General features: G+C 53.0%; 21 protein-coding genes. 11 read left to right on the top strand and 10 right to left on the bottom strand.

Annotated elements, in window-relative coordinates; translation table 11 throughout:
• Positions 1 to 47: 47 nt before the first annotated feature.
• Positions 48 to 290, top strand: a complete 243-nt coding sequence (locus tag G6Q15_RS00590; protein ID WP_164114482.1) for a DUF4170 domain-containing protein — start codon at positions 48 to 50, stop codon at positions 288 to 290.
• 83 nt (positions 291 to 373) lie between these two features.
• Here G6Q15_RS00590 and greA read toward each other — a convergent pair whose 3' ends face one another.
• The 4 genes from greA to carA all read right to left on the bottom strand — a co-directional run bounded on the left by greA (position 374) and on the right by carA (position 5835).
• Complete coding sequence (gene greA / locus G6Q15_RS00585) at positions 374 to 850, bottom strand: transcription elongation factor GreA (protein ID WP_164114480.1); 477 nt, start codon at positions 848 to 850, stop codon at positions 374 to 376.
• 96 nt (positions 851 to 946) lie between these two features.
• Positions 947 to 4282 carry a carbamoyl-phosphate synthase large subunit gene (carB, locus tag G6Q15_RS00580; RefSeq protein WP_164114477.1) on the bottom strand — a complete coding sequence of 1112 codons (3336 nt, stop codon included), beginning with the start codon at positions 4280 to 4282 and terminating at the stop codon, positions 947 to 949.
• Entirely contained in the window at positions 4282 to 4623 is a 342-nt protein-coding gene (locus tag G6Q15_RS00575; RefSeq protein WP_164114475.1) for a hypothetical protein, read from the bottom strand. The genes carB and G6Q15_RS00575 overlap by 1 nt, the downstream gene beginning before the upstream one ends.
• A 42-nt stretch (positions 4624 to 4665) precedes the next feature.
• Complete coding sequence (gene carA / locus G6Q15_RS00570; protein ID WP_164114473.1) at positions 4666 to 5835, bottom strand: glutamine-hydrolyzing carbamoyl-phosphate synthase small subunit; 1170 nt, start codon at positions 5833 to 5835, stop codon at positions 4666 to 4668.
• A 172-nt stretch (positions 5836 to 6007) separates the two neighbouring features.
• On the opposite strand from carA, the gene G6Q15_RS00565 reads away from it, so the two are divergent.
• From G6Q15_RS00565 to G6Q15_RS00535, 7 genes are all read left to right on the top strand, one after another.
• Positions 6008 to 6460: a GatB/YqeY domain-containing protein gene (locus G6Q15_RS00565; RefSeq protein ID WP_164114471.1), complete on the top strand. Its 453-nt coding sequence runs from the start codon at positions 6008 to 6010 to the stop codon at positions 6458 to 6460.
• A 42-nt stretch (positions 6461 to 6502) separates the two neighbouring features.
• Positions 6503 to 7225 (top strand): hypothetical protein, encoded by a 723-nt coding sequence (locus G6Q15_RS00560; protein ID WP_164114469.1) that lies wholly within the window; start codon positions 6503 to 6505, stop codon positions 7223 to 7225.
• Between the two features lie 3 nt (positions 7226 to 7228).
• Positions 7229 to 9085: a DNA primase gene (gene dnaG / locus G6Q15_RS00555; protein WP_164114467.1), complete on the top strand. Its 1857-nt coding sequence runs from the start codon at positions 7229 to 7231 to the stop codon at positions 9083 to 9085.
• Between the two features lie 33 nt (positions 9086 to 9118).
• Entirely contained in the window at positions 9119 to 11125 is a 2007-nt protein-coding gene (gene rpoD / locus G6Q15_RS00550; RefSeq protein ID WP_164115058.1) for an RNA polymerase sigma factor RpoD, read from the top strand.
• A gap of 9 nt (positions 11126 to 11134) precedes the next feature.
• A complete protein-coding gene (locus tag G6Q15_RS00545; protein ID WP_205518055.1) occupies positions 11135 to 11638 on the top strand; it encodes an N-acetyltransferase in 504 nt (167 codons plus the stop codon).
• Positions 11639 to 11750: 112 nt separating this feature from the next.
• Positions 11751 to 12431, top strand: a complete 681-nt coding sequence (locus tag G6Q15_RS00540; RefSeq protein WP_164114466.1) for a hypothetical protein — start codon at positions 11751 to 11753, stop codon at positions 12429 to 12431.
• A 118-nt stretch (positions 12432 to 12549) separates the two neighbouring features.
• Positions 12550 to 13398, top strand: a complete 849-nt coding sequence (locus G6Q15_RS00535) for a MoxR family ATPase (protein ID WP_164114464.1) — start codon at positions 12550 to 12552, stop codon at positions 13396 to 13398.
• Between the two features lie 21 nt (positions 13399 to 13419).
• On the opposite strand, the gene G6Q15_RS00530 is transcribed toward G6Q15_RS00535, so the two are convergent.
• Complete coding sequence (locus tag G6Q15_RS00530) at positions 13420 to 14823, bottom strand: methyl-accepting chemotaxis protein (RefSeq protein WP_164114462.1); 1404 nt, start codon at positions 14821 to 14823, stop codon at positions 13420 to 13422.
• 151 nt (positions 14824 to 14974) lie between these two features.
• Here G6Q15_RS00530 and G6Q15_RS00525 point away from each other — a divergent pair, with 151 nt between their 5' ends.
• Positions 14975 to 16156, top strand: a complete 1182-nt coding sequence (locus G6Q15_RS00525) for a VWA domain-containing protein (protein ID WP_164114460.1) — start codon at positions 14975 to 14977, stop codon at positions 16154 to 16156.
• A 6-nt stretch (positions 16157 to 16162) separates the two neighbouring features.
• Here G6Q15_RS00525 and G6Q15_RS00520 read toward each other — a convergent pair whose 3' ends face one another.
• Both G6Q15_RS00520 and G6Q15_RS00515 read right to left on the bottom strand, forming a co-directional pair.
• On the bottom strand, positions 16163 to 17368 hold the full coding sequence (locus G6Q15_RS00520) for a DUF1343 domain-containing protein (protein ID WP_164114458.1): 1206 nt from the start codon (positions 17366 to 17368) through the stop codon (positions 16163 to 16165).
• Positions 17365 to 17919, bottom strand: a complete 555-nt coding sequence (locus G6Q15_RS00515; protein WP_164114456.1) for a DOMON-like domain-containing protein — start codon at positions 17917 to 17919, stop codon at positions 17365 to 17367. Before G6Q15_RS00515 ends, G6Q15_RS00520 begins: the two co-directional genes overlap by 4 nt.
• 63 nt (positions 17920 to 17982) lie before the next feature.
• Between G6Q15_RS00515 and tyrS the strand changes: the two genes are divergently transcribed.
• Together tyrS and G6Q15_RS00505 are read left to right on the top strand one after the other, a co-directional pair.
• Positions 17983 to 19209 carry a tyrosine--tRNA ligase gene (gene tyrS / locus G6Q15_RS00510; protein WP_164114454.1) on the top strand — a complete coding sequence of 409 codons (1227 nt, stop codon included), beginning with the start codon at positions 17983 to 17985 and terminating at the stop codon, positions 19207 to 19209.
• Between the two features lie 86 nt (positions 19210 to 19295).
• Positions 19296 to 19634, top strand: coding sequence for a PilZ domain-containing protein (locus G6Q15_RS00505; protein WP_164114452.1), 339 nt, complete (start codon positions 19296 to 19298; stop codon positions 19632 to 19634).
• Here G6Q15_RS00505 and G6Q15_RS00500 read toward each other — a convergent pair.
• Genes G6Q15_RS00500 through apaG form a run of 3 tightly spaced genes read right to left on the bottom strand, consistent with a single transcriptional unit; the run spans position 19618 to position 21372 of the window.
• Positions 19618 to 20160, bottom strand: coding sequence for a GNAT family N-acetyltransferase (locus G6Q15_RS00500; RefSeq protein WP_240330681.1), 543 nt, complete (start codon positions 20158 to 20160; stop codon positions 19618 to 19620). The two genes, G6Q15_RS00505 and G6Q15_RS00500, sit on opposite strands and share 17 nt — an antisense overlap.
• Complete coding sequence (locus G6Q15_RS00495; RefSeq protein ID WP_164114450.1) at positions 20157 to 20963, bottom strand: LysR substrate-binding domain-containing protein; 807 nt, start codon at positions 20961 to 20963, stop codon at positions 20157 to 20159. The genes G6Q15_RS00500 and G6Q15_RS00495 overlap by 4 nt, the downstream gene beginning before the upstream one ends.
• 10 nt (positions 20964 to 20973) lie before the next feature.
• Positions 20974 to 21372 carry a Co2+/Mg2+ efflux protein ApaG gene (apaG, locus tag G6Q15_RS00490; RefSeq protein ID WP_164114448.1) on the bottom strand — a complete coding sequence of 133 codons (399 nt, stop codon included), beginning with the start codon at positions 21370 to 21372 and terminating at the stop codon, positions 20974 to 20976.
• Positions 21373 to 21379 lie beyond the last annotated feature (7 nt).

Raw genomic sequence — 21379 nt, 5'->3', positions numbered from 1 at the left:
AGCCGTAGCAGCGGCATTATTCAAGAATTGATGATGGGGTATTTATCATGAGCAAATTACACCTGGTCCTTGGCGGCCGCGTTTCCGATCCGCGCGGGCTGGATTTCACCGAATTCGATAAAATGGATCTTGTCGGTGTTTACCCAAGTTACGAAGAAGCGGAAAATGCCTGGCGCGGCAATGCCCAGCGCACCGTTGATGATGCGGAAATGAAATATGTGATTGTCCATCTCCACAAACTGCTTGAGCCGAAGCTGGAAGATACAGCAGAAGAAGGCGATAGCGCGTAATTCAAACGCAAAGATTACTAAAATGAAAAAAGGCGTCGCTTCGGTCGAAACGGCGCCTTTTTCATATGTAATCGAAATGGAATTTAGATAAATTCGATTTTTTCGACAAGATAATATTTGTCGCCCGACGGTACTGTCAGTTCAACTTCATCATCTGCTTTTTTACCAATCAGCGCACGGCCCAGCGGGCTGTTATAGCTAATCATGCCTTGCTTGGCATCTGCTTCGGCCTGGCCAACCAGCTGATATTTTACCGGTTTGTCATCATCATCAAGCAGGGTCACCGTCGCGCCAAACACGATTTTATCGCCTGACAGTTCGGACGGATCAATTATCTGCGCGCGGCTCAGTTTGTCCTCAAGATCACTGATCGTTGCTTCAACCTGCCCCTGCCGCTCTTTGGCCGCATGATATTCTGCATTTTCTGACAGATCGCCATGTGCGCGGGCTTCTTCGATCGCGTCCACGATTTTCGGGCGCTCGGCTTTCAGTTCGCGCAGTTCTTCACTTAGCTTTTCATAGCCCACTTGTAGCATGGGCATTTTTTCAACACTTGCCATTATGGCTTTCCTTTTCAAAACTCATAGCCTGAACCGGCAAAAAGCTGGCTTACGGGCCGTTTTGAACGGTCCGCCAGTAAGCACAGATTGTCGGGATCAGGCGTTGGAAGAACTATAATAGTCCTGAAGCGGCTTAACTTCAAGACTTTGCTTTGTCAGGGCCTCAATCGCCTTGCCAACCGCCACACTGGCGGGAGCCGTGGTGAAATACGGCACCTTGCCATGCAACGCCGAAGCGCGGATGGATTGCGAGTCCTTGTGACTCTGCCAGCCTTCAGTCGTGTTGAAAATCAGCGCGATATCACCATCCTTGATTTTATCGACGATATGCGGGCGCCCCTGCGCAACCTTATTGACATAAGTGACGTCAACACCTGCATCACTGAGATATTCAGCTGTGCCGCCTGTTGCCACGATGTCAAAACCCAGTCCGATAAGCTGTTTCACCGCGGGCAGGATAACCGGCTTGTCGCTGTCTTTTACCGAAACAAAAACCGTTCCTGATGTCGGAAGAACCATATTGCTCGCAATCTGCGCTTTGGCAAAAGCGATCGGGAAACTTACATCAATCCCCATGACTTCCCCGGTCGATTTCATCTCTGGGGAAAGAACTGGATCGATCCCGGGGAAACGATTGAATGGAAAAACTGCTTCTTTTACAGCTATATAGTCTATATCTCTATCAATTGATGGCAGGTTGGAAAGTTTTTCACCTGCCATAACCCGTGCGGCTATCTTTGCAATCGGACTGCCAATGGCTTTTGCCACAAATGGCACAGTGCGGCTGGCGCGCGGATTGACTTCGATAAGATAGACTTGCGCCTCCTTCACCGCGAACTGAATGTTCATCAGGCCACACACGTTCAGGCCAAAAGCCAGCGCCGCCGCCTGCCGCTCCATTTCCGCGACAAGTTCATCGGGCAGGCTGTGCGGCGGAATGGTGCAGGCGCTATCACCGCTGTGCACACCTGCTTCCTCGATATGCTGCAATACGCCCGCGACAACAACGTCATCACCGTCACAGATCGCATCCACATCCACCTCGATCGCGTCACGCAAATACTGGTCGATCAACACAGGACTGTCACCTGACACATGCACGGCTGTGGCGATATAATCATCAAGTTGCGCCGGACTGTCGACAATTTCCATCGCCCGCCCGCCCAGCACATAGGATGGCCTGATCAGCACAGGATAGCCGATACGTTCAGCCACTGCGATCGCTTCCTCACGGCTGCGCGCAATGCCATTCTCCGGCTGTTTCAGGCCCAGTTTATCAACCAGCTTGGCAAAACGCTCCCGATCTTCGGCGAGATCAATGGCATCAGGCGATGTGCCCAGGATCGGGATACCCGCATCCTCCAGCGCCTGCGCGAGCTTAAGCGGTGTCTGCCCGCCAAACTGTACGATCACACCCGCCAGTTCGCCCGTCGAACGTTCAACGTCCAGGATTTCAAGCACATCCTCCGCTGTCAATGGCTCAAAATACAGCCGATCTGACGTGTCATAGTCCGTCGATACTGTTTCCGGGTTACAGTTGACCATGATCGTCTCATAGCCCTGCTCTTCCAGTGCAAAACAGGCGTGGCAACAGCAATAGTCAAACTCTATCCCCTGCCCGATCCGGTTCGGACCGCCGCCCAGAATCACAACTTTTTTGCGTTCACTGGGCACAGCCTCGCATTCGGGCGCACCGAATATCGGCGCTTCATAGGTCGAATACATATAAGGTGTTTTGGCCTCAAACTCCGCCGCGCAGGTATCGATCCGCTTGAAAACGGGCCGCACACCGAGTTTATGACGAAGTTCACGTACTTCCTCTTCACTGGTCGCGCCGGCCATAGCCTGCATTGCATCATGCAGCAGTCCGTGGGACTTTGCCTGCACCTGCCCCATGCCGCCCGCGACATGCACCGACCGCACCGCTAATGTGGCAAGCCGCTTGTCCGAAAAGCCCATGGACTTGAGCTTGCGCAAGCCCTCTGCCTCAATTGGCAGGCCATTTTCGGTAATATCAGTCTCGGCGGCAATAATCTCGGCTATGCGTTCCAGGAACCAAGGATCATATTTGGTGATGCCGTGAATTTCCTCCACGCTCAGCCCCTCACGCATCGCCTGCGCGGTGTTAAGCAGTCGGTCCGGCGTTGGCCGTGCGAGCGCGGCGGTAATCACATCACGCGACACGCCTTCCAGCTCCGGCACGCGGTTAAATCCGTCCAGTCCGGTTTCAAGCCCACGCAGCGCCTTTTGCAGGCTTTCATGGATATTGCGGCCAATGGCCATCACTTCACCCACTGATTTCATTGCGGTGTTGAGCAATGGCTCCGCGCCCTTGAATTTCTCGAAAGCAAAGCGCGGTATTTTGGTGACGACATAGTCAATCGTCGGTTCAAACGATGCGGGCGTTGCGCCGGTAATATCATTATCAATCTCATCAAGCGTGTAGCCCACGGCCAGTTTCGCCGCGACTTTCGCAATAGGAAAGCCCGTGGCCTTTGATGCCAGCGCCGACGAACGCGACACGCGCGGGTTCATCTCGATCACAATCAAACGGCCATCCCTGGGATTGACCGCGAACTGCACATTTGATCCGCCGGTTTCGACGCCAATTTCGCGCAGCACCGCAATGCTGGCGTTGCGCATGATCTGATATTCCTTGTCGGTCAGTGTCAGCGCGGGCGCGACGGTGATGCTGTCACCGGTATGCACGCCCATCGGATCGATATTCTCGATCGAACAGATGATGATGCAGTTGTCTGCTTTATCGCGGACAACCTCCATCTCATATTCCTTCCAGCCCAGCACGGACTCCTCGATCAGCACTTCGGTGGTGGGCGAAGCATCAAGCCCGCCGGTGACGATGCTCACAAATTCATCGCGGTTATAGGCAATGCCGCCGCCCGTACCGCCCATGGTGAAGCTGGGCCGTATAATCGTGGGCAGGCCGACATGCTCGAGCCCCTCAAGTGCCTGTTCCAGGCTATGCGCAATGGCGCTTTTCGGGCTTTCCAGACCGATTTTGTCCATTGCTTCGCGGAATTTCTGTCGGTCCTCGGCCTTGTCAATCGCCTCGGCATCCGCACCGATCAACTCAACACCATATTTGTCCAGCACGCCGTCACGGTTGAGCGAGAGCGCACAGTTAAGCGCCGTCTGCCCGCCCATGGTCGGCAGGACCGCATCGGGGCGTTCCTTTTCGATAATCTTGGCCATTATCTCAGGCGTGATCGGCTCGACATAGGTCGCATCCGCCATTTCGGGGTCGGTCATGATCGTCGCGGGGTTGGAGTTGACCAGGATGATCCGGTACCCCTCTTCCTTCAGCGCCTTGCACGCCTGCGTTCCCGAATAATCAAACTCGCACGCCTGCCCGATAATAATGGGACCAGCGCCGATGATAAGGATGGATTTTATGTCAGTTCTTTTGGGCATTATATATCAAGAACTTTCTTAAAAATATCATTGTTAAATAATGACTTTGCTCGAATATATTTCTCTGGAACATCAAACATAGAGTTGCAGTAGAAACAGTACAGCGTAAATAAACTTCGAAAACTATCTGACCTTGCTTTTTCTAGATCAATCAGATTTCCTTGTTCTGACAAGCCATTGGTTAAGTTGATTATTAAAGCTGCAGCGGCATCATCACCGTTGATTTTAGTTCTTCGCATGTCATTTGCAGCCATATCCACATACGGGCCTGCCATTTCTACGATCAGCCGCATATCAACTGGATCGCCACCTTCTATACACTTGATAGAAACCTTGCGCATTGCTCTAAAGATCTTGAACGTCTCAAACATAGCAATCTCGGTTCACCCCAATCTCCCCACAAACTTCTCAAACAGATAAAAACTGTCCTGCGGGCCGGGGCTTGCTTCGGGGTGGTATTGCACGCCGAATGCGTTTTTGTCGGTAAAGGCGATACCGCAATTGCTGCCATCGAACAGGCTGCGGTGGGTTTCGGTGACGTGATCGGGAAGCGTTGCACCATCGACCGCAAAGCCGTGGTTCATGCTGGTGATTTCGACCAGCCCGCTTTGATCGCCGGTGAGCCGCTGTACGGGGTGGTTTGCGCCTCGATGCCCCTGATGCATTTTCATCGTTTTCGCACCAGCGGCCAGAGCCAGCATCTGATGGCCGAGGCAGATGCCGAACAGCGGAATATCGCGCTCCAGCAGGCCCTGTATCACCGGCACTGCATATGCGCCTGTCGCTGCCGGATCACCGGGGCCGTTGGACAGGAATACACCTGCAGGCTGTAGCGCCAGTATATCCTCCAGTGATGTTTGCGCAGGCACTACTGTGACTTTCGCGCCTGCCTTTACAAGATTGCGGAATATATTGCGTTTTGCGCCATAGTCGATGGCGACAACGTGTGGGCGATCAACCTCGCTCGCGCCTTCATAACCAAAGCCAAGCCGCCATGGACCGCCTGTCCATGTGCCGGTGTCATCGCGCGTTACATCCTTGGCAAGATCGAGCCCTTCCAGCCCGCTCCATGCCCGCGCTTTCGCCAGCAGGTCGTCCATATCAAACTGGCCATCTTCGCTATGCGCGATCACCACATTGGGCGCACCCGCTTCGCGAATACGGCGGGTGAGCGCACGGGTATCGACGCCCGACAGTCCGATCCGCCCATTGGTCGCCATCCATTCGGTAAAATTCGCATTGCTGCGGAAATTGCTGGGCGCGGTCACATCTTCACGCACGACGCAGCCCAGCGCATGCGCTGTATCCGCCTCGACATCTTCATCATTGCTGCCGACATTGCCGATATGCGGGAAAGTAAAGGTAATCACCTGCCCTGCATAGCTGGGGTCAGTCATCACTTCCTGATAGCCCGTCATCGCCGTGTTAAAGCAAAGCTCGCCCACTGCTTCACCGGTCGCGCCGAAACCGCGGCCCCACACCACGCTGCCATCAGCCAGAACCAATATCCCGGTGGCGCCTTCTGGTCGTTCGGGAATATTGGCTTTTGCCATGATCGGGTATCCTTGCGTGATGGATTTGTGTCGCCGCCTGGCACGCGCAAAATTGCGATCCAAACGACCGGTGTATTAAGTTATCCACGGACGCGGAACAATCTATGAAATTGTGAAAATTCCGGCTATGTCTTTCCTTTATTCTTAAATTCATGAGCAATGGAGTTCGCCCGTGATTCGCGACAATATCAAGGCTGCACAGGTTGCGGCGATGAAAGCCAAGGACAAGGACAGAACGGCGGCAACCCGCATGATCCTTGCCAAAATCAAGGACCGTGACATTGAACTGCGCACCAAAGAAGTGGGCGGCGATGATGACGCTCTGGTAACCGACGTGTTGCAGAAAATGGCCAAGCAGCGCCGCGAATCGATCAAGATGTATGAAGATGGCGGCCGCGCCGAGCTGGCGGAAATCGAAAAAGCAGAGCTCGCCGTGATAGAGGAATTCCTGCCCGCACAGATGGGTGAGGATGAAACCCGCGCGGCGATTGATGCGATCAAGGCGGAACTAGGTGCAGATTCGATGAAGGATATGGGCCGGGTGATGGCGGAGCTAAAATCCCGCCACGGCACCACGCTCGACATGAGCAAGGCGAGCGGCCTCGTCAAAGCGGCTCTGTCCTGAATGAATCTGGTCCTGAACGGAAGGCCGCATAGGAAGTATAGAATGAGAAATTTGGCTTTTATATCTATCGTGACGGTGCTCGCACTTACAGCCTGTAGCGAGAGCGGCACGGGCGGCCAGTATGGCTCTGACACACCGGAAACACAGCAAATTACGCCCACAGATGCGCAGAATGATGGCGTTGAAGCGCTGGATTTCGATATGCTTGCGCTGGGCGCGAAAATTGTCAGGCCGCTGGGTCCTGAAGTCGATTCTTCGTTCAACACGGACCTCGCCTCTATCAGCGACCTTATCGGCTATGTCGCATGCACAGAAGGCACAGAAACATGCGATCCAAAAGCAGCGGGTGACGATATGGTCTATACTTATGTCTATACCGTAACGCCAGGCGTTGACCCGCATAATGATGACAAGTTCCCAAAATCCGAAGCGGTTGACCCTGTTGCCAAGGCCACTGCGTTCAAAATGATGCTGCCCGCAGTCGGCTTCACTGGTGAAGCTGGTTACTCCAAGGGACAGGCTATAGAAGCTTTGGGTGAAGATGGCGCATTCGACATACGCTGTACTGCAGATGGCCTGACTTATGAAATTGCCAGCGGGACGGAATGGTCGACCGGCGAAACCATGACCTTCTTCTGGAAATCCACCAAGCCGCCCAAAGGCCCGATGGATGCGTTTATCCTGGAGGCGGATGGCAAAACGGCTATTGGCGCGGGCCCTTCCCCCACGACCCGCAATGATCATGCCAAAGGCACCTGTCCCTGACCGATGGCACTTTCCCCGCAATGGCTGGATGAATTAAGAGCACGCACGACGTTGTCCACGTTGATCGGGCGTACGGTAAAAATACAAAAAGCAGGGCGCGAGTATAAGGCGTGCTGCCCATTCCATAACGAAAAAACACCCAGCTTCACGATCAATGATGAAAAGGGTTTTTACCATTGTTTCGGGTGCAGCGCGCATGGTGATGTAATTAGCTGGATGGTCGATCAGCGCGGGTTGGGCTTTATGGACGCGGTGAAGGAACTGGCGGCAGAGGCCGGGATGCAGGTCCCCACCCCTGATCCGCGCGCCGCGCAAAAGGCGGAGCAGCAGGCGGGTCTGCATGACGTCATGGCGGCAGCGCAGGACTGGTTTGCCGAGCGGCTGCACGATATCGAAGGCAGCGGCGCACGGGCCTATCTGGAACAGCGCGGGCTTTCACAGCGGATTATCCGTGAATTTGGCTTTGGCTATGCCCCCGATGCGCGCGGACGGGTTAAACAAGCGCTTTCCGGGTTCAATCAGGATATGTTGGTCGAGGCGGGCATGATGATATCGGTCGATGGCAAGGCGCCCTATGACCGCTTCCGTGGCCGCCTGATGATCCCGATACGCGATCCGCGCGGGCGGGTCATTGCTTTTGGCGGGCGGATATTGGGACAAGGTGAACCCAAATATCTCAACTCCCCCGACACGCCGTTATTCGACAAGGGGCGCACACTTTACAATCTCGACAAGGCTTCACCTGCTTCTCGCCAAACCGGGCGTATATTGGTGGTCGAAGGTTATATGGACGCAATCGCACTGTCACAGGCTGGTTTTGAGGACGTGGTGGCGCCGCTTGGCACTGCACTCACCGAATTTCAGATCGAGAAACTGTGGAAGATGGCGGAGACACCGATCCTGTGTTTTGATGGTGATGCAGCGGGACAAAAAGCTGCCATGCGCGCAGCAAGACGGGCCCTACCTATGCTGCGGGCTGGCCATAGCCTGAAAATCGTATCGTTACCTGATGGCATGGACCCCGATGATCTTGTTAAAAAATCCGGACCTTCCGCTTTTCAGGAACTGCTCGATTCGGCGCGCGGCTTACTCGATCATATCTGGCAATATGAATATGCGCGGGAGCCGCTCGACACGCCCGAAGCCAAGGCGAGCCTGAAAAGCCGTTTAATGGAACATGTGTCGCAAATTGGTGACAGTGACGTGCGTGGCCTGTACCGGCAGGAATTCCAGAGCCGCTTTGATGAAGCTTTTTATGCGCGCGCGCAGTCTTACCAACCCCGCTATAACTCCGGCACTAGGTCACGCAAAATTACCCAAAAACGGCCTGTTACCGACGATGCGCGTGCATTTAGCAGACGCGGAAAAAGCGATGCATTATGCGCGGCCATCCTTGCGGGCCTGATCCATTATCCTGATGCTGCAGCGCCGCATATCGACACGCTTTCGGCCTATCAGCCCGGCACGCAGGAACTGGCAAAACTGCTTAATGCAATTTTAGATGCCCTGATGGACACGGAAACACTTGATACACCCACACTACTTACCATATTAGCCGAACGGGGGTTAAGCGAGACGGCGAGCCATATCATGCGGGCGGACCAACTTACTTTCTCCTTTAATCGCCCCGCAAGGGATTTATCGCCTGCACAGCCAGATGCGGCCAGGCGTGATCTGTCGGAAGCGATTGCAGTTATGACGGCGCGGCCCGCGCTTGAGGAAGCACTGGCCGAAGCGACGAGAAGGTTTGAAAACGAACTGGACGAGAAATATTTTGCCGAGCAGCAACGGCTCAGGACACGAAAGACGGAATTTGACCGCCGTCTGGCAGAACTGGCAGATCACGGCTCGGTAGATTGAGACAAGGTTGGGACCGAAATTTTGGCGAAAAAGCTGGCAAGCGACAATAAGGCAGTAAAAGGCGATGAGCCACTGATTGACCTTAAAGAAGCATCTTTCAAAAAACTGATTACCAAGGCAAAAAAGCGCGGCTATGTCACCTATGACGAGCTGAATGAAGCGCTGCCCCAGGACCAGATGTCATCGGAGCAGATTGAGGACGCGATGTCCGCAATCTCTGAAATGGGCATCAATGTCGTTGAAAATGACGAAGAAGCACAAGAAGAAGCGATAAAAGAAGGCCCCGCCGCTGTTGATGGCAAGGAAGGCAGCAAGGACAAGACGAATGTCGCCGCGCCGAAAAAGGCTACGGTGGATCGCACCGATGATCCCGTACGCATGTATCTGCGCGAAATGGGCGCAGTCGAGCTGCTCAGCCGCGAAGGCGAGATCGCGATCGCCAAACGTATTGAGGCGGGCCGCGACACCATGATCCTGGGCCTTTGCGAGAGCCCGATCACATTTCACGCCATTATCGAATGGTCGACCGCGCTGAATGAAGGCGAAATGCAGTTGCGCGAGATACTGGATCTGGATGCCATGCTGTCCAAAGAACCGGCGCCAGAAAACCTGGAAGACGATGCCGAGGATGACGGTGAAATCAGCGAAGAAACCGCTGGTCCATCATTCAAGGAAGATGATGACGATGTAGATGATGATGACAGCAACGGTGATGAGGATGATGAAGCCGCCGCACGCCGCAAGAAACGTGAGGAAGAGGAAGAAGAAGACAACACTCTCTCACTTGCACAGATGGAAGAGGCGCTGAAGCCCGAAGCGCTGGAAAAATTCGCGCATATCACATCGCTGTTCAAGAAATTCTCCAAAATTCAGAGCGATCGGCTTGATGTGCTGGGCGTGGGTAATGATTTTCCCGCTGCCAAGGAAAAGAAATATCAGGACTTACGCGAAGAGCTGACCGCCGAAGTTGAATCCGTGCAGTTCCACGCCACCAAGATCGAATATCTGGTAGATCAGCTTTATGCTTTCAACCGCCGTCTGACGGCCTTGGGCGGCCAGATGCTCCGCCTTGCCGAACGTCATAAAGTCCCGCGCAAGTCATTTCTTGACGCATATATCGACCATGAGCTTGATGAAAACTGGCTTGATGACGTCACCAAGATCGACAAAAAATGGAAAGCATTTGCCACTGGTGAAACCGCCGCTGTCGACCGTATCCGCACCGAGATCAGCGACATTGCATCTGCCACCGGCATGTCACTCCGTGAATTCCGCCGGATCGTGAACATGGTGCAAAAAGGCGAGCGTGAAGCGCGTATCGCCAAAAAGGAAATGGTCGAAGCCAATCTGCGCCTCGTGATTTCCATTGCCAAAAAATACACCAACCGCGGCCTGCAGTTCTTGGACCTCATTCAGGAAGGCAATATTGGCCTGATGAAGGCGGTTGATAAATTTGAATATCGCCGCGGTTATAAATTTTCGACCTATGCAACATGGTGGATCCGTCAGGCGATAACGCGTTCGATTGCCGATCAGGCCCGTACGATCCGTATTCCGGTGCACATGATCGAAACGATCAACAAACTGGTGCGCACTTCCCGCCAGTTCCTGCATGAACAGGGCCGCGAACCGACACCGGAGGAAATGGCAGAACGCCTTTCCATGCCACTCGAAAAAGTGCGCAAGGTAATGAAGATCGCCAAGGAACCGATCAGCCTTGAAACACCGATTGGTGATGAGGAAGATTCGCATCTGGGCGACTTTATCGAGGACAAAAATGCCATCATCCCCGTGGATGCGGCGATTCAGTCGAACCTCAAGGAAACGGTCACACGCGTCCTTGCCAGCCTGACACCGCGCGAAGAGCGCGTGCTGCGCATGCGTTTCGGCATCGGTATGAACACCGACCACACACTGGAAGAGGTTGGCCAGCAATTCTCCGTGACACGCGAGCGTATCCGACAGATCGAAGCAAAAGCGCTGCGCAAGCTCAAACACCCAAGCCGCAGTCGCAAGATGCGCAGCTTCCTTGATCAGTAACCTGACATCATGGATATCTGCATTCGCCCGGAAATCCCTGACGATTACGCGGCAATCCATGATGTAACCAAACGCGCTTTTGCACCGACGCCCTATTCCGATGGGGATGAGTCTGACCTGATCGACAGGCTCAGGAAAGCAGAGGCGCTGGCAATTTCACTGGTGGCTGAAAAGGATGCTCGCATAGCCGGGCATATAGCCTTTTCACCTGCCTATGCAGATGATAGATCACAAGGTTGGTATGCGCTTGGCCCCGTTGCGGTTGCCCCCGAATTGCAGCGGCAGAATATCGGCAGCGCATTGATAAACAAAGGGATAGATTTGCTGCGTGAACGCAATGCGGCAGGTTGCATATTGGTCGGCAATCCCGATTATTATACACGCTTCGGGTTCCTGCCCTTCCCCAGCCTTGCACCCCGGGAACAACCGGCGGAATATTTCATGATTCTGCCGCTCGAGACAAAGCAGCCTCAGGCCACCGTTCAGTTCCACGCACTTTTTCAGGGTGTCTAAGATTCCTGATTTTACGTGACTTTACGGAGTGCGTAAAGATTCTGTTTAGGAAATGAAGCTATAATTCCGCTCTGCACACGGTGATTGTGCTGCATTGGCAAGAGGTATCTGAGTGCGTGATCCAAACCAGAAAATAGCGATGTCCAAATCGGGTGGCACAGCGAAACTGGAAAGCTGTATCCGTTCCGACGGCAGTGCAGCGCATCCATATGCCGATAGTCTGCTTGCTGCTCCGCATATCGCAAATGCAGCGGACTCTGCTGATGTCTCACATTTTTTCTGCCTTCTGCATGGCCATTTGCCAAGCGTTTTCGATCATGCCTTGGGGCATAGTGCGGATCCGGATATGCGCACATGGCTTATAAAGGCTGCAGATGATTTTGCCCAGGAACGTGCATTTCTCACCAAATTAACCGTTGCTGCGGGCCCGATTGCAAGCACTGCAGGACAGGACCAATGCAACGCTCTTGTGCTTGAGGCGAGCAACGCGCTTGCCATGCTTGCCCAGTCAGAGCGTGAAGGATGCGCTTTTGGTGCAGCTATCGCACTTGCCAGTGATTGGCACATCATCCGCCGAATAATGGACAATATCGCCCTCAAAGTCTCTACCGAAAGTCCCCCCCTGCAGTTATCGGAGCAAGGTACGAACTTCGCACTGCTGTCAAAACTTGCAGGCGACAAGGCCATATACCGGGCCATCCATTTTGGCATGACACAGATGCTGGCCCAGCACCGCGCGATATGGGACCTGATGGGGTCACGGCGCGACTGCCGCAATTCGGCGGATAGCTGAACGCATTTTCCATCCCCTCTCAAGCATATTCCCATATTTAACCGGTACAGCGGCTTGCCTTATTTCGCCCGCTTCCCTATCTGTTTAACCAAGTGATTAAACGGGTAAGGATATACATATGAAGCGGTTCGAAGGCACACAGGACTATGTCGCAACAGACGATCTGAAAGTGGCTGTAAATGCGGCAGTTGCATTACGCAGACCCCTGCTGGTCAAAGGCGAACCTGGCACCGGCAAAACAGTCCTGGCCCATGAAATTGCGAAAGCTGTGGGCGCACCGCTGATCGAATGGAACATCAAATCCACCACCAAGGCGCAGCAGGGTCTGTATGAATATGACGCGGTCGCCCGCCTGCGCGACGGGCAGTTGGGTGACGAGCGGGTACATGACATCGGCAACTATATCAAGCAAGGCAAGCTATGGGAGGCGTTTGAAAGCCCCGAGCTACCCGTGCTACTTATCGACGAAATTGACAAAGCGGACATCGAATTTCCAAACGACCTGCTGCAAGAACTCGACCGCATGGAATTCCACGTTTACGAAACAAAAGAAACGGTTAAGGCGGCTGAACGTCCGATCGTGGTCATAACATCGAATAATGAAAAAGAACTGCCCGACGCGTTCCTGCGCCGCTGTTTTTTCCATTACATCAAATTCCCGGACCGTGACACGATGCATGAAATCGTCAATGTCCATTTCCCCGATATCCAGAAAACACTGGTCGCCAAGGCAATGGACATATTTTACGAAGTGCGCGAAGTGCCTGGTCTCAAAAAGAAACCCTCAACCAGTGAACTGCTCGACTGGCTAAAGTTGCTGCTGCACGAAGACATGCCGTTAGAGGTTTTACAGGACCGGGATCCGACCAAGGCGATTCCTCCACTCCACGGTGCATTGCTTAAGAATGAGCAGGATGTAATGCTGTTTGAAAAACTGGCCTTTATGGCGCGCCGCAAACCCGTTTAGTAACGTAGTTCGTAAACAGTTTCAGCCAGTATAGGCAATTTCGAAATTGCCCCAGTATTTTCCGTCAAAATAAAGCGGAACGAATATGTTTTTCACAACCTGAAATTCCGTTGCCTCTGATGCCATGAAGCGGTAGGCCGCTGCCATATATTCGCGATCTTTCTGTTCCACAGCCTTACCTGTAATCGCGTCCATCAGGATACGGCGATTGCGGCAAAATTCGGAGTCATGTTTCACATTACCGTTGGGCATTCGTGCACGCTCGGAAATATGCGTGGGCAGATAACCATCCTGATTGGAACAAACCACACTGATAATCCTGTCATCACTGCGATGAATATCATCCAGCACGGGTTGCAAGTGCTGATCTGCAAAGTCGTTAAATCTGTTATTGAAACGCGGCGGATTTGACCCGGCAATCTCCTGGTAATCTCGATCAAAAACCTGTTCTTCGCTTAGCAGACCGTCGCGCATTGTGTTTTCAATCAGTTGCTGCACCTGTGTCATGCCGGCTTTGGCCATGTCAACATACACATTATCAACAACCGAAAGGCCGCTATGCACGACGCTATCAAACATATCGTTCGTAATCATTTCCAGGTTATTAACCTTGTCGAGCGCGCCGGAAAGTTGGTCCACATTCGCGTCGACATCGCCCATGAATGCAAACAGGTTTTCACATACCTTACCTGTATTGAGCTGTACCGAACTGGTACTTTGTGCAATGTCATCCGCCTGCCGGTCCACCATTGATACAATTTCAGAGACCTCTGAAATTGTATTGTCGATTTTTTGGAACGCCTGTTTTGCAGTTTCGCTCTTGGCAATGCCCTCTTCCACCTGTTCGACAAACTGGCTGGCTTCACTGCCCAGAGACTGCATCGTCCGGGTGATTTCATCAGTTGCAACACGTGTGTCCTGCGCCAGGTTTTTTACTTCGGCGGCAACAACAGCAAAAGTCGCACCCGCCGCCCCTGCCCGCTCTGCCTCAATCGCGGCATTTAGCGCCAGCATGTTGGTTGATCTTGCGATGGTATCAATCGACTGGCTGGTTCGCATAACCTGATCCATTGCCGCTGCAAAACCGTTAATCTTGTTCCCCATGTCCACGATAAGGTCGATCAGGTCGTTAAACTCGTCAATGCTGTCAGTGATGGTTGCCGCACCTGCCTTTAACTGCTTATGTGCCTGTTCCGAAAGTAGCCGTGCCTCGTCAGTCGCATTGCCTACCTGCGCCTGTTCACTTTCAAGCATGCGTGCAATATCTTCCAGATACGTACGTTTTTCCTGAAGTTGACGCGATTTACGCATCACATCGCTGACTATACCGGCAACATTGCTGCATTCGGTAACCGTAGCTCCGCAATTTCGGGAGATACTGTCAAAAATTTCCGTATCAGGAACTGATATCGCATCGTGTTGCATATGCATTTTTCCAATCTGTATCAATTACATTCCTCATAAAACAGTATGGTTAATATCGCGTAAACTGCAGAAGCAGATTTCTCAGCTTTGCATTGCACGGCATCCTCTATTGCGGCATGATAAACCCGCAAACAGGCAACAAAGGTCACATATGTTTTTCTCATTTATGGATGAACTGCGCGCAGCGGGCATTCCCGCATCTCTCAAAGAGCACTTGATGCTGCTCGAAGCGCTCGACAAGGATGTGATCACCTATTCACCTGAGGAATTTTATTTCCTCACCCGCGCAACATTTGTGAAAGATGAAGGCCTGCTCGATCGGTTTGACCAAGTGTTTGCCAAGGTTTTCAAGGGCATTGCCACGACTTATGGCACGGAAGAGGCGCCCGTACCCGAAGATTGGCTAAAAGCCATAGCCGAAAAATATCTCTCCGAAGAGGAGATGAAAAAAATCAAGGCACTGGGCGACTGGGACGAGATCATGGAGACGCTGAAAAAACGTCTCGAGGAACAGCAGAAGCGCCATCAGGGCGGCAATAAATGGGTCGGTACAGGTGGCACTTCGCCTTATGGTAATAGCGGTTACAACCCCGAGGGCGTGCGTATCGGTGGCGAAAGCAAACATGGCAAAGCGCTCAAAGTCTGGGAAAAACGCGAGTTTCAGAATCTGGATCATACCCGTCAATTGGGTACGCGCAATATCAAGGTCGCGTTGCGCCGCCTGCGTCGTTTTGCACGTGAAGGCAATGCCGACGAACTGGATATAGACGGCACAATTGATGGCACGGCGCGGCAGGGTTGGCTGGATATCAAAATGCGGCCCGAGCGGCATAATGCCGTCAAGCTGCTGCTATTCCTGGATGTCGGCGGGTCAATGGACCCATTTGTCAAGCTGTGCGAGGAGCTGTTTTCCGCCGCCACATCCGAATTCAAGAATATGGAATTTTTCTATTTCCATAACTGCGTTTATGAAGGCGTATGGAAAGACAATAGCCGCCGCTTCAGCGAACGCACCCCGACATGGGACGTGCTGCACAAATATGGACATGATTACAAAGTGATATTTGTCGGTGATGCCTCCATGAGCCCTTATGAAATCAGCCATCCGGGCGGAAGTGTCGAGCATTTCAACGATGAACCTGGTGCAGCATGGATGCAGCGGCTTACCAATACATATCCTGCCGCGGCATGGCTTAATCCCGTACCTGAACAGCAATGGGGTTATTCACAGAGCGTACGCATCATCAAGGAACTGATGAATGACCGCATGTACTCGCTGACGCTCGAAGGGCTAGACGATGCCATGCGCGAATTGACCCGCAAAGCGAGCTGAGCCTGTTTAATACAGCAGATATTTCGCCCGCTCGGCTTTCCATGCTTTTTCATCGGGTATTGTGATCGCATCCAGATCATGCGGCGTTGAATCGGGGTTATCGACCCACTCGCGCAGCAGCGGCGAACCGTTAATCACATCTATCGCCAGCACATCATTGGTATATTCATATTTGAAATCCTTGCCGCGCCATAGATCGTAATCCGGGTAGAGATTGCGGATTGCCTTGAACCCCAGCGCTTGTATTCGCCATGGCCTGAATATCGCATGGTCATAGCCCGGACCTTCGGCATGGATGTGCACGCCATTGCATTGCCGTCCCACATGCTTGTGAAATGTCGGTTCAAACCAGCAATCACGCAAGATACAGCCACGTAACCATTCGGGTGCGAGGCACCGCATTTCAGTAATGATCGCCCGTGCACCAATGTCAGGTGCACCGAACAGCTCCAGCGGGCGCGTCGTGCCGCGGCCTTCGGACAAGGTTACACCTTCCAGCATGACTGTGCCTGCATAGGCCCGCGCCATAGGCAGGTTTGGCGCATTCGGGCTGGGGTTGATCCAGACGCGGTCTTCGGGCCAACCATGGCCGGGCGCAGCATCTGGCGCCCATCCCTGCATTTCGATGACCTTATAATCGACATCCAGCCCCAGCATATCAATAAACCAGTGCCCCAGTTCGCCCAGTGTCATCCCGTGCCGCATCGGCATGGGCCCTGCCCCGACAAAGCTTTCCCAACCTTCGCGCAGCGTCAGACCCTCGACAGGCCGCCCGGCGGGATTGGGACGGTCCAGCACCCAGACAGACTTTCCATGCTCAGCCGCGGCTTCCAGCATATAACGTAGCGTCGTGATAAAGGTATAAATGCGGCAACCCAAATCCTGCATGTCAATCAGGATAGTGTCGAACGTCTGCATCGACTGGCTGGTTGGGCGGCGGACTTCACCGTACAGGCTGAACACAGGGATATCATGGACAGGATCGGTAAAATCCTCGGTCTCCATCATATTGTCCTGCTTGTCGCCCCGCATGCCATGTTGCGGACCGAAGGCGGCAGTGAGCGTGATATCATCCAGCGCCGCAAGCGCGTCAATCGAATGGGTCAAATCCGCAGTCACCGATGCCGGGTGCGCCAGCAGCGCCACGCGCTTACCCATTAATTCAGTGCGCAGCTGCGGCTCGGTCAATAATCTGTCTATGCCATTTTTCATGGAGTATCTGCTGCCTTGAGTTGGTATGTAAAGCAATCCCTATTGTGGAAATCCGGCTTTTCACCTGCATGTGCCAACGCCCAATAGGATTTATGTCCGCTCGCTTCTTCCAGCACCGCCGACAGTCCGATATTTACCTGCTGCGCTTCGGTAATGCCGGAAAGCTCTTTCAGATCAATATCGGCCAGCAGCGTATAAATATCGCTTTCGTGATGGGTGCGTATTCGCGGCAAGCTCGCAATTTCAGGTAAAACGCGCTCCCCGCGATATGCATCAAATGCGTAAAGCGCCCAAGCGGAGGAAGGTGACAAATTCCACTCATAATAAACATCACTGCCATCTGCCTGCAAAAAAAGCTCAAGACAGGTCTGCTCCCACAGCTCATCCTCACGCTGCGGCGCGGTATGATCCGCCAAGATAAGACCATCAACATCGCCGCGTAACATATATTTTACGGTGAGTATTTTATCCGGCGAGATCGAGATCATAGCCGTAACCCTGTCTATCGCAGCGCAATAGTCACGGGGGTGGCAGGTCAGCTTCAGGGACATTTTATCGCTCCATTATGCCGAATCAATTGCGAGTCTCTCCATCTGTCTGTAACGAGTTTCATCATGACACACTATCAATCCGATCTTTTGCAGCTGCTGAACGAACGCGGCTATATCCACCAGATTACTGATGCGGAAGCGCTCGACGCCGCTGCTGTAAAAGGCATTGTGCCGGGCTATATCGGTTTTGATGCCACTGCGCCATCATTGCACATTGGTTCGCTGGTTCAGATCATGATGCTCCGCCGTCTTCAGCAGGCGGGACACAAACCGATTGTCGTTATGGGCGGTGGTACCACAAAAATCGGAGACCCATCTGGCCGGGATGAAAGCCGTCAGCTTTTGACAGCGGAAAAAATTGACGAACATATTGCCAGTATCAAGGCCTGCTTTGCCAATTTCCTGACTTTTGGCGATGGCCCGACTGATGCCATCATGGTGAATAATGCGGACTGGCTTGATAGTCTTGAATATATGCCGTTCCTACGTGATGTTGGCCCGCATTTTACCATCAACCGGATGCTGACATTTGACAGCGTCAAACTCCGGCTTGATCGTGAACAACCGCTCACCTTCCTCGAATTCAACTATATGATATTCCAGGCGTACGACTTTCTGGAGCTGCAGCGCCGCAATGACTGTACGCTGCAATTGGGCGGGTCGGATCAATGGGGTAATATTGTCAACGGTGTGGAGCTTAATCGCCGGATTGATGGCAAACAGGTTTACGGTCTGACCACCCCGCTGATCACCACAGCAGATGGCAAGAAAATGGGTAAGACGGCGGCAGGTGCCGTCTGGCTCAATGCCGATCAGCTGTCGCCCTATGATTACTGGCAATTCTGGCGCAATACGCAAGATGCCGATGTCGGCCGTTTCCTGCGGCTGTTCACTGACATTGATCTGGATGAAATCCGGCGCCTTGAATCACTTGAAGGTTCGGAAATAAACGAAGCCAAAAAATTACTTGCTGATGCTGCAACTACGCTGGCGCACGGGGATGATTCGGCCAGACAGGCGGCGGATACGGCGCAGAAAACATTTGAACAGGGCAGTAGCGGTGATGACTTACCCCGCATGCAGGTGGAAGGCGGCAGCATATCGATCCTGGATGCGATGATGTCTCTTGGTCTATGTGCCAGCAAAGGCGAAGCCAAACGCATGGTCAAAGGTGGTGGCGCACGAATCAATGGCGAACAGGTTGCAAATGAACAGCATCAAATCACAGCTGTATCGGGCGAAATACGCATCTCCGCAGGTAAAAAGAAGCACGGAATCTTAGTCTTTTGACAGCCCCTCGTCATCAATTCTGGTTAATTTACAATTTATTGATTTTTTGCTCCCATAGTGCTCAGGTAACAAATACGGGGGCAAAAATGAAACAGGGCGCAAACCTCTCTGTTGTGGATCAACGCCGCGCCGCACGGCACGCAATCAATCACTCGGCAATCGCCGAACACAGGTTGCTCGGCGATATCAAGACGCATATCGTCAACATCTCCGATAACGGCTTTATGACCGAAGGCGACATGCCCATTGGCAAGGGTGAGCGTATCACGGTACGCCTGCCCATATTGGGCCAGATTGAGGCTCATATGATCTGGACTGTCGGTGGTCGCTGTGGTTTTCAGTTTGAACGAGTCATCCGTCTCAACGAATTTCTTGATATGGTCGAAGTACTGAACCCCGTAACGCGTGTCAGGCTTGCACGCTAACCCGTACGTGCTGCCAATCGGCAGCAAGCAAACCATAAATGTAGCTGTCACGCACTCCGATATGTGTTTCCCACTCCGCCCGTAACAGACCTTCACGCACAAATCCCAATTTCTCAAGCAGAACTATCGAAGCAGCATTATCCGGATCTACATCCGCAAATATCCTGCGCAGACCAAGTTCCCGAAATCCATAATCGATAATACGTGTTACGGCTTCACTGGCATATCCCTTGCCCCACGCATCACGGCGAAGGATATAACCAATCTCCCGCACACCATCACGGTGCGGGATTAATACCACCCAACCAATGGCCGGCCCTTCGCCTATCGCAATTGCCCATGTCGGGTACTTGGCTGTCATATTGCCGGTAATATAACGCTCTGTTTCTACGAGATCTTTATGCGGCTCACTCGACCAGTAAGCCATTAGCTTCTCGTCAGAAAATGCATCATGTAAGCTTTCCGCATCTGATGCACGCAAAGGCCGTAGTTCCAATCTTTTCGTATGCAGTATGGGCAGCATCATTGTCCGCTAAGGGCAGCAACCAGCGCCTTTACCTTTTTTTGACGCCATTGCGGAGTGGGCGCGACCAGCCAGTACCTTCGTGTCGAAGCACGCGGTTCGTCAATCGCCACCAAGCGGCCTTTATCAATATCATTCTGTGCCAGAAGCAACGGGACGGAACATTGTCCGAAACCCGCTATAGCCGCCTGTAGCGCCAAGCCGGCATCCGCCACCTGCATGACTGCCTCTTCCACTTCATCCTCACTCTTGCGGTAGCTGCAGCCAGGCCAGCTGATCCAATCCTTTGGGCCATCGGGAGCCGCTACAGTGATAAATTCTGCTGACCCGATCGGTACGCCCTCAAGATCACCAGGTCCATCGGCAAGCCGGAATGCGATATCCAGGTTGGCCTCGGTAAAATCGATATCGTGATCGCCTGAAACCAATGAAAAACGTACATCAGGATTATCGCGTGCAAAATCGGCAAGGCGGTGATGCAGCCATTTTTCGGCAAAATCACGCGGTACAGCAATAGTAAAATTATGCGAAGACTGACTGGCCTGCATCGCTTCCACCGCATCTTCAAACTGCAAAAACCCACTGCGAAGTGAATCAAGGCCTGCGCTTGCTTCGTCAGTGAGTTCAAGCCCTTTGGGGGTGCGGCGAAACAGTACCACGCCCAGCATGTCCTCCAGTGCCCGGATCTGCTGCCCGACAGCCGCAGGTGTTACCGCAAGCTCATCTGCCGCTCGTGTAAAGCTTAAATGCCGCGCCGCTGCATCCAGCACGCGCAGGCCATTTAGGGGAAGGTGTGTCCGCTTCATGGATCAGTCCTCAACGCGCTGTAGCAGGCGCTACAAGCGGAAAATGCGGAATATCAACATCAATCATGCTGTCATCTGCGCACAGCATCCGAAAGTGCCCCTTCATACTGCCCGTCGGTGTGTTCAGGGGGCATCCAGACACATAATCATGCGTCTGTCCAGGTTCCAGCACAGGCTGCTCCCCCACAACCCCTTCGCCGTCGACGATATGCACGCCGCCGCGTCCATCGGTAATATGCCAGTGTCTTGTGAGCAGCTGCATGGTCTTATCACCATGGTTTTCGATACGGATGTGATAGCTCCAGAACCAGCGTGCTTTATCAGCTTCTGACTGGTCATGAAGGTAGGTCACGGATGCCCGGACCGTTATATCCTGAGTGGTTGCGTTATGATCGAAAAAACTGTGCATACCGGCA

The sequence above is a fragment of the Sphingorhabdus sp. Alg239-R122 genome (genome assembly GCF_900537065.1).
In the GTDB taxonomy this organism is placed as follows: domain Bacteria; phylum Pseudomonadota; class Alphaproteobacteria; order Sphingomonadales; family Sphingomonadaceae; genus Alg239-R122.
Note: the sequence above shows the minus strand (reverse complement) of the source record. Positions and strands in the feature narration are given on the sequence as shown.

Excerpts from the sequence above, each read along its gene's own strand:
- G6Q15_RS00590 (WP_164114482.1), top strand. The coding sequence starts at position 48 with ATGAGCAAATTACACCTGGTCCTTGGCGGCCGCGTTTCCGATCCGCGC.
- greA (WP_164114480.1), bottom strand. The coding sequence starts at position 850 with ATGGCAAGTGTTGAAAAAATGCCCATGCTACAAGTGGGCTATGAAAAG.
- carB (WP_164114477.1), bottom strand. The coding sequence starts at position 4,282 with ATGCCCAAAAGAACTGACATAAAATCCATCCTTATCATCGGCGCTGGT.
- G6Q15_RS00575 (WP_164114475.1), bottom strand. The coding sequence starts at position 4,623 with ATGCGCAAGGTTTCTATCAAGTGTATAGAAGGTGGCGATCCAGTTGAT.
- carA (WP_164114473.1), bottom strand. The coding sequence starts at position 5,835 with ATGGCAAAAGCCAATATTCCCGAACGACCAGAAGGCGCCACCGGGATA.
- G6Q15_RS00560 (WP_164114469.1), top strand. The coding sequence starts at position 6,503 with ATGAGAAATTTGGCTTTTATATCTATCGTGACGGTGCTCGCACTTACA.
- dnaG (WP_164114467.1), top strand. The coding sequence starts at position 7,229 with ATGGCACTTTCCCCGCAATGGCTGGATGAATTAAGAGCACGCACGACG.
- G6Q15_RS00545 (WP_205518055.1), top strand. The coding sequence starts at position 11,135 with ATGGATATCTGCATTCGCCCGGAAATCCCTGACGATTACGCGGCAATC.
- G6Q15_RS00535 (WP_164114464.1), top strand. The coding sequence starts at position 12,550 with ATGAAGCGGTTCGAAGGCACACAGGACTATGTCGCAACAGACGATCTG.
- G6Q15_RS00530 (WP_164114462.1), bottom strand. The coding sequence starts at position 14,823 with ATGCAACACGATGCGATATCAGTTCCTGATACGGAAATTTTTGACAGT.
- G6Q15_RS00525 (WP_164114460.1), top strand. The coding sequence starts at position 14,975 with ATGTTTTTCTCATTTATGGATGAACTGCGCGCAGCGGGCATTCCCGCA.
- G6Q15_RS00520 (WP_164114458.1), bottom strand. The coding sequence starts at position 17,368 with ATGAAAAATGGCATAGACAGATTATTGACCGAGCCGCAGCTGCGCACT.
- G6Q15_RS00515 (WP_164114456.1), bottom strand. The coding sequence starts at position 17,919 with ATGTCCCTGAAGCTGACCTGCCACCCCCGTGACTATTGCGCTGCGATA.
- tyrS (WP_164114454.1), top strand. The coding sequence starts at position 17,983 with ATGACACACTATCAATCCGATCTTTTGCAGCTGCTGAACGAACGCGGC.
- G6Q15_RS00505 (WP_164114452.1), top strand. The coding sequence starts at position 19,296 with ATGAAACAGGGCGCAAACCTCTCTGTTGTGGATCAACGCCGCGCCGCA.
- G6Q15_RS00500 (WP_240330681.1), bottom strand. The coding sequence starts at position 20,160 with ATGATGCTGCCCATACTGCATACGAAAAGATTGGAACTACGGCCTTTG.
- G6Q15_RS00495 (WP_164114450.1), bottom strand. The coding sequence starts at position 20,963 with ATGAAGCGGACACACCTTCCCCTAAATGGCCTGCGCGTGCTGGATGCA.
- apaG (WP_164114448.1), bottom strand. The coding sequence starts at position 21,372 with ATGCACAGTTTTTTCGATCATAACGCAACCACTCAGGATATAACGGTC.